Genomic DNA, 11,288 nt, shown 5'->3' with positions numbered 1-11,288 from the left:
CCGCGACGTCCCAGCCCCGCTCACACCCGATCCCGCGCGGCCGTTCGTGACCGACGGGCGGGAGGAACATCCGGCCGGTCGGACCGAATACCGGTTCCCGGCACCCGGGTTCACGGACGCGACGGGAAACCGGGATGTAACGCCGTCGGACGACCGGCCGACATGTCCTGTGACGCGGGGGCACCCATTGCGGGTGGTCGCTGGGAGACCACAACCGGATTGGACGGATATGGCAGAGCAGACGGCGTCGCATCGACGACGGATCGCAGCGGGCTTGGCAGCACCGGCAGTGTTGGGGGTGGCGGCTCTCGTAGCGGTTGCCGTCACGGGGACCGACACGCCGGTCAGGACCGACACCACACTGGTCGCGATGACCAACGAGTGCCACGACATGGTGAGCATCGCCATCGGCGGCCGGGGCGACAGCCCCCGCGACGGCAAGCACGCCATGCTCACCACGCCCGACGGCACGACGCTGCCCGCGGCGATGTCCGGGGACTACAACAGCCACTGGGTCGATCCGGTGGTCAACGCCCCCCGCGACGCCGGCAAGGACTATGCCGCTTTCTACATCGAGTACCCCGCGCACATGGCGTCCTACGAGGACGCGGTCGAGGCGGGCGTCGACAACACCCAGTCGGTGATGCAGGCGATCCGCGCCGAATGCCCCGACACCCAGTTCGCGATCGTCGGTTACAGCGAAGGCGCCGACGTGGCCCGCCGGGCCGCGATGGAGATCGGCAACCAGACCCCGAACGCGGACGGCTCGTACGACATCATCGACCCGAATTCCGTGGTCGGCGTCGTCATCCTCGCCGACGCCGGACGCACCGCCGGCGAGGGCCCGTTCCCCGGTGCGAGCGACCCCTTCCGCAATCCCGACGGCTACGACCGCGAATACCAGTCCGGGAACATCAGCGCCGACGGCAGCGGCATCGCGACCGATACCAGCGGCGGGTTCGGCGCCCTGGACGGCAAGATCGCCTCGTTCTGCTCCGACGGCGACTTCACGTGCGACGCCCCGGAGAACATCGCGCTGATCCAGCTCGCCGCGAACGTCGGCCGGCAGCTCAACGTCGACGGACTGCAGGACGAAGGCCTCACCCTCGCGACCGGGCAGGACCTGGCGGTCACGATCGGCCGCGTGGCGATGCTCGCGTTCGACGACATCGCATCGCAGGGCAACTGGATGCAGTCCGACGAGACGTTCCTCGACGTCCTGATCAAGGTGTCCGATCCCAGTTACACGCCGGCCCAGCCGACGGACGTTGCCGCCGACACGGAACTGAACCTCAGTGCGGCGGAGAACCTGGTCTACCTGCCCGCCAAGGTGCGCAACGAGATCATCGGCTTCATCGCGGACAACGCGAACACCATCCCGGTCGCGCTGAGCGATCCGTACCAGCAGACCCTCGGCGAGGTCACCGGACATCACTTCGACTACTGGCGCGACGCGGACGCGGCGAACGGCAAACCGCTGAGTTCGGCCGAGTACGCCGCGCAGTGGCTCACCCACCTCGCCGAGCAGGCCGATAAGGGTGAACTGCCCAAGGCCACCGCGAAGGACGCGCTCGCGGTGACCGCGGACACCACGTCCGCGACACCGACGACGACCACAGCGACACCGGCGACGACCCCGTCCGCGACCACGGAATCCGCGACCACCGAGCCCGGTATCACGCCGCCGACCGGGACCGCCGGAACACCCGAGTCCGCCACGATGCCGGCACCGGTCACCGACCCGGCCGTCGCGCCCGTCGCAACCGATCCGGCGGCGACCACCCCGGTCACGATCCCGGAGACGATCACCGAGACGCCCGCGACCGCGCCGGCCACGTCGGAGGCGACCGCCACCACCACGACGGTCGCACCCACGACGACCACCCCGGTTCCGCCGCAGCGCTGAGCTGAGCGGGACGACGACGAGGCCCGGAGGGAGTTTCCCTCCGGGCCTCGTCGCATGCTCAGCGCTGTTCGTGCAGGGCAGAGTCGATCGTGCCGTGACGTGAGCACCGCGCCCACCAGCCGTCCGGTGCGATCTGGACGATCATCCGGCGGCCGCACTGCGCGCAGAATCGCGGCGGTTCGAGACCGAGTTGCGCGGCGCGCGGCCGGGCCGGGCCGGCACCTCCGTCGAGCGCGGCGCCCGTGTACGGATCGAACATGTCAGAAGCTCTCGCTCAGGGCCTTGATCGGCATCTTCAGCTCGCCGAGCAGGTCCAGGTCGGATTCGGCGGGCCGCCCCAGCGTGGTCAGATAGTTGCCGACGATGACGGCGTTGATGCCACCGAGGATGCCCTGCTTGGCACCCAGGTCACCGAGGGTGATCTCGCGCCCCCCGGCGAAGCGCAGGATGGTGCGGGGCAGCGCCAGACGGAACGCGGCGACGGCGCGCAGGGCATCGGACGCGGGCAGCACCTCGAGGTCGCCGAAGGGGGTGCCCGGCCGCGGGTTGAGGAAGTTCAGCGGGACCTCGTCGGGGGCGAGTTCGGCGAGTTCGGCGGCGAACTCGGCGCGCTGTTCGAGCGTCTCGCCCATCCCGAGGATGCCGCCGCAGCAGACCTCCATGCCGGCTTCGCGGACCATGCGCAACGTCTCCCAGCGCTCGTCCCACGTGTGGGTGGTCACGACGTTCGGGAAGTAGGAGCTCGCGGTCTCGAGGTTGTGGTTGTAGCGGTGCACGCCCATCGCGGCGAGCTGGTCGACCTGCTCCTGGGTGAGCATGCCCAGCGAGCAGGCGACCTGGATGTCGACCTCGTTGCGGATCGCCTCGACACCCGCGGCGACCTGTGCCATCAGCCGGGCATCGGGGCCGCGGACCGCGGCGACGATGCAGAACTCGGTGGCTCCGGTCTTGGCGGTCTGCTTGGCGGCCTCGACGAGGCTGGGGATGTCGAGCCACGCGGAGCGCACCGGGGAGGCGAAGAGTCCCGACTGCGAGCAGAAGTGGCAGTCCTCGGGGCAGCCACCGGTCTTGAGGCTGATGATGCCCTCGACCTCGACCTCGGGTCCGCACCACTTCATCCGCACGTCGTGGGCGAGGGTGAGCAGGTCCTCGAGGCTCTCGTCGGGTAGCTGCAGGACTTCGAGGATCTGGTCGCGGTGCAGGCCTTCACCGCGTTCGAGCACCTGTTCGCGGGCCACCGCGAGGATTTCGGTGGGGGCAAGTGCCTTGGTCACGGTGGATCTCCTGGAGTAGCGGGCGAAACGAACTTGAACACCGTTCACTTGAACGCCGTTCAGGTTAGGGCGGCGGTCGACTACTGTCAAAGGGAAACCGGCACGAAACCAGAGGGAGCGAACACGTGCAGCTGCGACGGGGCGATGTCCTCGACGGTGCGATGGCGGTCCTCGACGAGTACGGCCTCGGCGACCTGACGATGCGCAAGCTGGCCGGGTCGCTCGGCGTGCAGCCGGGCGCGTTGTACTGGCACTTCCCCAACAAGCAGACGCTGCTCGGCGCGATGGCCGACCGCATCCTCGACGGTGTCGACGCACCCCCGACCACCGGCGCGTGGGACGAGGCGCTCGCCGAACTCGCGCACCGCTTCCGCGCGGCGCTGCTCGCCCACCGCGACGGGGCCGAACTCGTCGCCTCCAGCTACGCGTCGCGGCTGACCACCTCCCGCGCCCGCGACGGTTTCGTCGCCACCGCACAGCACGCCGGGTTGTCCCGCGCACACGCCGAACTCGCCGGATTCGCGCTCCTGCACTATGTGCTCGGCCACACCGTCGACGAGCAGTCGCGCCTCCAGCTCGCCGAGTTCGGCGCACTCACGCGGTCCCCGGTCTCCCCCGACGTGACCACCGAAACCCCCGGGACCTCCGACGACGACCTGCTCGACGGCGACCCGGCGGTCCGGTTCGACTTCGGCCTGGACCTGTTCGTCGACGGCATCCGGCGCCGGCTCGCCGAGCACGTGACGCACTGACGGTTGGCGTCCTGTCGGACCCCTCCCGTACGTTCCTCCGACGTGACGACACCCTGGTCCCCCGCGCAGATCGCCGCGGCCGCCCCCGATCCGTCATCGGTGACGGCCGCCCGCGGGCTGGCCTCGAAATGGACGGAGACCGGACGCAGCGAGCACGCCCTGTGGGGTGTGTGCCGCGGCAGCGGCTCGAGCAACTATCTGGCATCGGTCGACCTGGCCGGCCCCGCCTACCGCTGCTCGTGCCCGAGCCGGAAGTTTCCCTGCAAGCACGCCCTGGGCCTGCTCATGCAATGGTCCGAGGGAACCGTCCCCGCAGCGACCGCGCCCGACACCGTCACCACGTGGCTGAACAGTCGTGCCGAAAAATCTTCGAAGGCAACTACTTCCGAGGAACCTTCGCCGAAGGAACCCGACCCGGCGACGGTCCGGCGACGGGTGGAGCGTGCCGCCGCCGGACTCGACGACCTCGATCGCTGGCTGACCGACCGCATCCGCAACGGACTCGGCGCCGTCGACCACGGCTACGCCACCTACGACGAGATCGCCGGCCGCATGGTCGACGCGCAGATCCCCGGCGTGGCAGGATCGCTGCGTGCACTGCCGTCCGTCGTCGCGACCCGGGAGGACTGGCCTGCACGGGTTCTCGGCGAGTACGCGCGCCTGCACCTGCTGATCCGAGCCTTCCGGGCGCTCCCCGACCTGCCCGAACCCCTCGTCCGCTCGGTGCACACCCACCTCGGGTTCTCCACCCGGGCCGACGAGGTGCGCCGCGCACCCGCGGTCCGCGACCGGTGGCAGGCCGTCGCGAGCCGCACCACCGAGGACAACCGCGTCTACACCCGCAAACTGTGGCTGCGTGGCCGGGAATCCGGACGATGGGCAATAGTGCTCGATTTCTCGCACGGCACAACACGTTTCGATGCCGAGGCACCGGTACCCGGCACTCTCGTCGACGCCGATCTGCACTTCTACCCCGGCGCCGCGCCGCTGCGCGCGGTGATCGGAGCCCGCCACGGCGCCCCGGAACCGTTCACGACTCTGCCCGCGACGGACTTCGACCGCGCACTCGGCGACTACGCCACCGCACTCGGCACCGACCCGTGGATCCGTGCGTGGCCGGTGCTGCTCGGCGCCGTCACGCCCACTGTCGTCGAGGATCGGTGGTTCCTCGTCGACCGGGCAGAACGCGCCCTGCCACTGGCCGGCGATCTCGACAGCCGTTGGCGCCTGCTCGCCGTCTCGGGCGGTCACCCGGTGACGGTGTGCGGCGACTGGGACGGGCGCGAGATCTCGCCGGCATCGGTGTTCGAACCCGGACAGGAGGCGGTCGCGCTGTGAGCTCGCCCGGACTGGAAGCCCTCACCTCGGCGGCCCTGCTGGGCACCGCCCGCACCGAACCCCCGATCTCCTTGCTGCACACCCGTGACGCGGCCGGCGCGCTCGCCACGCCCGTCGAGCACCGCCTGCTCGGTGCCGCGGCACTGGAATGCGCGTTCGTCGCAGGCGGAGCGGTTCCGGCGACGCGGCCGCTGCCCGCGCCCGCCGCGGACGACGACCGGCCACTGCTGCCCGCAGCCGCGGCCGAGCGGCTCCGCGCGCTGCTCACCGTGCGGTCCGATCTGGTCGGCGAATGGCTCGATGCCGCACAGGGTTTCCGCGCTCCGCACGGCATCGTCGTGGACCTGCTCGAGCGCGCGTCGTCGCTCGACGAAATGCAGCGGGACAGGTTGGCCGTCCTGCTCGGACCGCGGGGACGCTGGCTGGCGCAGCAGAATCCGCGCTGGTCCGAGCTGGTGGCGCCCGACACGACCGACACGTCGGTGTGGCAGCACGGTTCCGCCGCCGCCCGGCGCCGGTGGTTCCGGGCGCTGCGTGCCCAGGATCCTGCTGCCGCGACCGAGCTGCTCGCCGCGTCGTGGAAGTCCGAGACGGCCTCGGCGCGCCAGAGCCTGCTCGCGGAACTCGCGACCGGATCGGGGGCATACGACGAGGATCTGCTCGAAACCGCGCTGGACGACCGCAGCCGCAAGGTCCGCGATGTGGCGCTCGAACTGTTGCGCCGGCTCCCCGGCTCCGCATTCGGCCGCCGCATGACCCAGCGGGTGCAGGACTGGACCCGGGTACACGACGGCATCCTCGAATTCACGGTGCCGGACGTGCTCGACGCGGCGGCCGCGCGTGACGGTCTCGACGACCCCCTGCCGCGTTCCGCCGAGACGTCCCGCACGAATCGGGTGTACACGGGTGACGACGCCCGCGACCGGGCCCGGGTATGGGCACTGGCGGCGTCCGCACCGCTGACGGCGTGGACCGAATCCGGCGCGCGGATCGCTGCCGTACCGGATCTCGCGGTATCCGGGCGGCTGCGCGACGTCCTCCGGCTCGGATGGGAAACCGCGGTCGACCACCAGCGCGACAGCGCATGGGCCGCGGCACTGCTGCAGCACGACGACCGGCCCGGTTCCCGGATCGCCGGGCACGCGCCCCGGGAGGTGCTCGTCGAACACCTGCGCCGGATACCCGGGCAGGACCTGCTGCACGGCGACCACATCGCCGCGCTGCCCGCGCCGTGGCCCGCCGACATCGCGCGGAAGGTCCTCACCGTCCTCTACACCGCTGCGGCACCGAGTTCACCCGGCTTCCGTACCCTGACCGATCTGCTCGCGCGCCGCGCCCCGTTCGAACTGGTCGATCTGTTCGACGACGCCGCCACCCGCACCGACGATCTCGTCCGGCTCAACCGCTTCGCGACCGTCGCCGACATCCTGAAACTTCGCCGAACCCTTCACGAGGAGTTGAGTTGACCGACAACGTCATCGACGAGCAGAACCTGCTGCGACCGCACGCGGAGCAGCAGTATGCGCACGAACTGGCCGCGCTCGCTCGCGTCGACGACCGGCCCCGCCCACCGTCGTGGCAGCTGTCGCCGTGGGCGGTCGTGACGTATCTGCTCGGTGGGGAACTCGCCGACGGCACCGTCGTGAGCCCCAAGTACGTCGGGCCGCGCCGGCTCATGGAGGTTGCGGTCGCGACGCTGGCGACCGATCGCGCCCTGCTGCTGCTCGGTGTGCCCGGCACCGCGAAGACGTGGGTGTCCGAGCACCTGGCCGCGGCGATCTCGGGAACGTCGACGCGTCTGGTGCAGGGCACCGCCGGAACCGCCGAGGAAGCGGTCCGCTACGGCTGGAACTATGCGCGGCTGCTCGCCGAGGGTCCGACCCCCGCCGCGCTGGTGCCGTCGCCGGTGATGACGGCGATGCGCGACGGCGCGGTCGCCCGCATCGAGGAACTGACCCGCATCCCCGCCGACGTGCAGGACGCGCTGATCACGATCCTCTCCGAGAAGACGCTGCCGGTCCCCGAACTCGGCATCGAGGTGCAGGCGACGAAGGGATTCAACGTCATCGCCACCGCCAACGACCGCGACCGCGGCGTCAACGACCTGTCGTCGGCGCTGCGCCGCCGATTCAACACCGTGGTGCTGCCGCTGCCCGCGAGCGAGGACGACGAGGTCGAGATCGTCGCAAGACGCGTCGCGCAGCTCGGTTCCGCGCTCGAACTGCCGCAGGCCCCGGCGGCCGAGGAGATCCGGCGCGTGGTGACGGTGTTCCGGGAACTGCGTCGCGGTGTGACCACCGACGGCCGCACGAAACTCAAGTCGCCGTCGGGCACGCTGTCGACCGCCGAGGCCATCTCGGTGGTCACCAACGGCCTCGCCCTGTCCGCGCACTTCGGGGACGGCGTGCTGCGCTCGGCCGACGTGGCCGCCGGCATTCTCGGCGCGGTGATCAAGGATCCCGTCGCCGATACGGTGGTGTGGGACGAGTACCTCGAAGCCGTCGTCCGCGGCCGCCCCGAATGGGCCGACTTCTACCGGGCGTGCCGTGAGGTCGCCGGGTGAGCACCCCCACCGCACAGGTCCGGGTGCTCGGCATCCGGCACCACGGTCCGGGCTCGGCCCGCGCGCTGCTGCGCGCGCTCGCCGAACTCGAGCCGGACACCGTGCTCATCGAGGGCCCCGCCGACGCCGATCCGCTGGTGGCGTCGGCGGCGTCCGAGCAGATGCGCCCGCCCGTCGCGCTGCTCGGGTACGCGACCGGCGACCCGTCGACGGCCGCGTTCTGGCCGCTGGCCACGTTCTCCCCGGAATGGCAGGCGCTGCAGTGGGCGATCCTGCACGACGCGGACGTCCGGTTCTGCGACCTTCCCGCGGCGCTGAGCCTCGCCGCGGACAGACCGGCCGGCGACCCGGGTCCCGATCCGCTGGCCGCACTCGCCGCGGCCGGCGGCTACGACGACTTCGAACAGTGGTGGGATGCGGTCGTCGAGTCCGGGACCCGGCGTCCCGAGAACGGCGCCGAGCACGACAGCATCGATCACACAGACGGATTCGACGCGATCACCGAGGCGATGGCGGCGCTGCGCGAGACGATGGGCATCGACGAGCACACGTTGCGACGCGAGGCGCACATGCGTCAGGTGCTGCGCGCGACGATCAAGGCCGGCGCCCAGAAGATCGCGGTGGTGTGCGGGGCGATGCACGCGCCCGCACTGTCCGGCAAGCTCGGCCCCGCAGCCCCCGACGCTCGACTGCTCAAGGGCCTGCCGAAGGTGAAGGCGTCGCTCACGTGGGTGCCGTGGACACATTCGCGCTTGTCGTCGGCCTCCGGATACGGCGCGGGCATCACCTCGCCCGGCTGGTACCACCACCTGTTCACCCACCACGACCGGACGATCGAGCGCTGGTTCACGCGGGTCGCGCGGGAACTGCGCAGCGAGGACCTGCCCGTGTCGAGCGCGCACGTCATCGAGGCCACCCGCCTGGCCGACACCTTGGCCGCGCTGCGCGACCGGCCGCTGCCCGGCCTCACCGAGGTCACCGAGGCGACCCGGTCGGTGCTGTGCGACGGCGACGACGTGTTGCTCGATCTGGTGACGCGCCGACTCGTGGTCGGCGAGGCGCTCGGCGAGATCCCGGACGACACTCCGACGGTGCCGCTGGACGCGGATCTACAGGCCCACTCGAAGACGCTGCGGCTCAAGCGGTCTCCGGTCGACAAGAATCTCGATCTGGATCTGCGGAAGGACAACGATCTGCAGCGGTCGCGGTTGCTGCACCGCCTCGCGCTGCTCGGCATCGACTGGGCGAAGGCCGCGACCAGCACGGTCCGCTCCACCGGCACGTTCCGCGAGTCGTGGACGCTGCGGTGGGATCCGGAACTGTCGGTCGCGATCGTCGAAGCCTCACGGTGGGGCACCACGGTGGAATCGGCGGCGCACGCGGTCGTCCTCGATCGAGTGGGACGACCGGAGGCCACTCTCGGTGAGGTCACCGATACCCTCGAACAGGCGCTGCTCGCAGATCTGCTCGCATCGATTCCCGACGTGCTCGCCGCGCTCGACGCCGCGGCCGCGCTCGATCACGATGTGCTGCACCTGATGTCGGCGTTGCCGGCGCTCATCCGCACGTTGCGCTACGGCGATGTGCGCGGCACCGATCTGTCCTCCCTCGGCCATGTCACCGACGCGTTGCTCGCCAGAATCTGCGCCGGTCTGCCCGCCGCGGCGACCGGCCTGGATTCCGACGCCACGGACGCGTTGCGCACGGCCGTCGACGACGTGCACACCGCGATCGCTGTGCGCGACGATCCCGGCACGACCGAGCGGTGGCTCGTCACCCTGCGGGTGATCGCGGACCGTGACGACGTGGACGGCGTCCTCACCGGCCGGACCGTGCGGTTGCTGCGGGACATGGGCCGGATCGATGAGGACGACACCGCGCTGCGGGTGTCGCGGGCGTTGTCGGTGGGCATCGATCCCGGCGCGAAGGCCCGGTGGATCGACGGTTTCGTCGGTGGCGGCGCGGTGCTGCTCATGCACGATCGTGGTCTGCTGCGACTGATCGACGACTGGGTGTCGGCACTGCCGGACCAGAACTTCGTGGACGTGCTGCCGGTTCTGCGTCGCACGTTCGGCGCGTTCGCGCCCGCCGAGCGCCGAACACTCGGCGCGGTGGTGCGCGGCGGCGAGCGCACGCGCACCACCGTCACCTCCGTCGACGCCGACCGCGGGGCACGCGCCGTACAAGCCACCGCGCTGATCCTGGGAGTTCCTGCATGACAACATCATCGGACGAAACGGAACGGTTGCGTCGGTGGCGGCTGCTGCTCGGCGACGCCGCCGAGGAATCCACCGGCGGACTGCGCTCCACCGACGACGAGGCGATGGACGGGGCGCTCGCCGCGCTCTACGATCGCAGCGATCCCGATCCGAGCGGACGTCGCAGCGCCGGCCTGGGCGGTTCGGCACCGCGGGTGGCGCGGTGGCTCGGCGACATCCGCACATACTTCCCCACCTCGGTGGTACAGGTGATGCAGCGCGACGCGATGGAGCGCCTGGGACTGACGCAACTGCTGCTCGAACCGGAACTGCTCGACGCCGTCGAACCGGACGTGCATCTCGTCGGCACGTTGCTGAGCCTGAACAAGGTGATGCCGGAGACGACCCGCGCGACCGCACGGATGGTCGTGGAGAAAGTGGTGCGGGAGGTCGAGGCGCGCATCGCCCAGCACACCCGGTCCGCGGTGACCGGAGCACTGAACCGGTCGGCACGGACGTCGAATCCGAAGCTGCGCGACATCGATTGGGATCGGACGATCCGCGCGAATCTCGCACATTACCTGCCGGAGTACCGCACGGTGGTGCCGCAGCGGCTGATCGGCTACGGCCGCCGCTCGCAGGCCGTGCAGCGCGACGTCGTGCTGGCGATCGACCAGTCGGGCTCGATGGCGTCGAGCGTGGTGTACGCGTCGGTGTTCGGGGCGGTGCTCGCGTCGATGCGGGCGCTGCGCACGTCGCTGGTGGTGTTCGACACCGCGGTCGTGGATCTGACCGACAAGCTGGCCGATCCGGTGGAGGTCCTGTTCGGCACGCAGCTCGGCGGCGGCACCGATATCAACCGCGCGATCGCGTACAGCCAATCGCTGATCACGCGGCCCACCGAGTCGCTGTTCGTGCTGATCTCGGACCTGTACGAAGGCGGGATCCGCGCGGAGATGCTCAGCCGGATGGCGTCGATGCGCGACGCCGGCGTGCAGGTGGTGGTGCTGCTCGCCCTGTCCGACGACGGCGCCCCGGCGTTCGACCGGGAGAACGCGGCCGCGCTGGGCGCGCTCGGCATCCCGGCATTCGCGTGCACACCCGACCGGTTTCCGGACCTGCTGGCACTGGCTCTCGAACGCGGCGATATCGGGCGGTGGGCACAGTCGCTGTGAAGGACGCGCGCCCGCCGGCTCCGCCAGCACCACTGTAATTCGCCACAAACACTTGTATTGAAAATAAGGGCGTTACACAATG

At 70.6% G+C, this 11,288-nt stretch carries 9 protein-coding genes; 7 read left to right on the top strand and 2 right to left on the bottom strand.

The genetic code is table 11. From position 1 onward, the window contains the following. Nucleotides 1–229 precede the first annotated feature (229 nt). On the top strand, nt 230–1,906 hold the full coding sequence (locus tag A8G15_RS19285) for a cutinase family protein (protein WP_068163173.1): 1,677 nt from the start codon (nt 230–232) through the stop codon (nt 1,904–1,906). Nucleotides 1,907–1,964: 58 nt separating this feature from the next. On the opposite strand, the gene bsaP is transcribed toward A8G15_RS19285, so the two are convergent. After that, nucleotides 1,965–2,165 carry a biotin synthase auxiliary protein BsaP gene (bsaP, locus tag A8G15_RS19280; RefSeq protein WP_068163171.1) on the bottom strand — a complete coding sequence of 67 codons (201 nt, stop codon included), beginning with the start codon at nt 2,163–2,165 and terminating at the stop codon, nt 1,965–1,967. Between the two features lies 1 nt (nt 2,166). After that, a complete protein-coding gene (bioB, locus tag A8G15_RS19275; RefSeq protein ID WP_068163168.1) occupies nt 2,167–3,180 on the bottom strand; it encodes a biotin synthase BioB in 1,014 nt (337 codons plus the stop codon). A 125-nt stretch (nt 3,181–3,305) separates the two neighbouring features. Here bioB and A8G15_RS19270 point away from each other — a divergent pair, with 125 nt between their 5' ends. From A8G15_RS19270 to A8G15_RS19245, 6 genes are read left to right on the top strand one after another with little or no spacing between them, the layout of a single operon-like run. Further along, the gene (locus tag A8G15_RS19270; RefSeq protein WP_068163165.1) at nt 3,306–3,932 is read left to right on the top strand and encodes a TetR/AcrR family transcriptional regulator C-terminal domain-containing protein; all 627 of its coding nucleotides are present in this window, start codon (nt 3,306–3,308) and stop codon (nt 3,930–3,932) included. Between the two features lie 42 nt (nt 3,933–3,974). Continuing rightward, the gene (locus A8G15_RS19265) at nt 3,975–5,270 is read left to right on the top strand and encodes an SWIM zinc finger family protein (protein ID WP_068163162.1); all 1,296 of its coding nucleotides are present in this window, start codon (nt 3,975–3,977) and stop codon (nt 5,268–5,270) included. Continuing rightward, on the top strand, nt 5,267–6,736 hold the full coding sequence (locus tag A8G15_RS19260) for a DUF5691 domain-containing protein (RefSeq protein ID WP_068163159.1): 1,470 nt from the start codon (nt 5,267–5,269) through the stop codon (nt 6,734–6,736). Before A8G15_RS19265 ends, A8G15_RS19260 begins: the two co-directional genes overlap by 4 nt. Next, nucleotides 6,733–7,833: an ATP-binding protein gene (locus tag A8G15_RS19255; RefSeq protein ID WP_068163155.1), complete on the top strand. Its 1,101-nt coding sequence runs from the start codon at nt 6,733–6,735 to the stop codon at nt 7,831–7,833. Before A8G15_RS19260 ends, A8G15_RS19255 begins: the two co-directional genes overlap by 4 nt. Further along, on the top strand, nt 7,830–10,052 hold the full coding sequence (locus A8G15_RS19250; protein ID WP_068163152.1) for a DUF5682 family protein: 2,223 nt from the start codon (nt 7,830–7,832) through the stop codon (nt 10,050–10,052). Before A8G15_RS19255 ends, A8G15_RS19250 begins: the two co-directional genes overlap by 4 nt. Continuing rightward, on the top strand, nt 10,049–11,206 hold the full coding sequence (locus tag A8G15_RS19245) for a VWA domain-containing protein (RefSeq protein WP_068163150.1): 1,158 nt from the start codon (nt 10,049–10,051) through the stop codon (nt 11,204–11,206). Before A8G15_RS19250 ends, A8G15_RS19245 begins: the two co-directional genes overlap by 4 nt. Nucleotides 11,207–11,288: the final 82 nt, after the last annotated feature.

The sequence above is a fragment of the Rhodococcus phenolicus genome, from assembly GCF_001646785.1.
GTDB lineage: Bacteria > Actinomycetota > Actinomycetes > Mycobacteriales > Mycobacteriaceae > Rhodococcus > Rhodococcus phenolicus.
The sequence above is the reverse complement of the archived record's forward strand: the minus strand, read 5'-3'. Positions and strand labels throughout refer to the sequence as shown.

What these genes read in the sequence shown, in the direction of transcription:
- A8G15_RS19285 (WP_068163173.1), top strand. Translation starts at nt 230, where the DNA reads ATGGCAGAGCAGACGGCGTCGCATCGACGACGGATCGCAGCGGGCTTG.
- bsaP (WP_068163171.1), bottom strand. Translation starts at nt 2,165, where the DNA reads ATGTTCGATCCGTACACGGGCGCCGCGCTCGACGGAGGTGCCGGCCCG.
- A8G15_RS19245 (WP_068163150.1), top strand. Translation starts at nt 10,049, where the DNA reads ATGACAACATCATCGGACGAAACGGAACGGTTGCGTCGGTGGCGGCTG.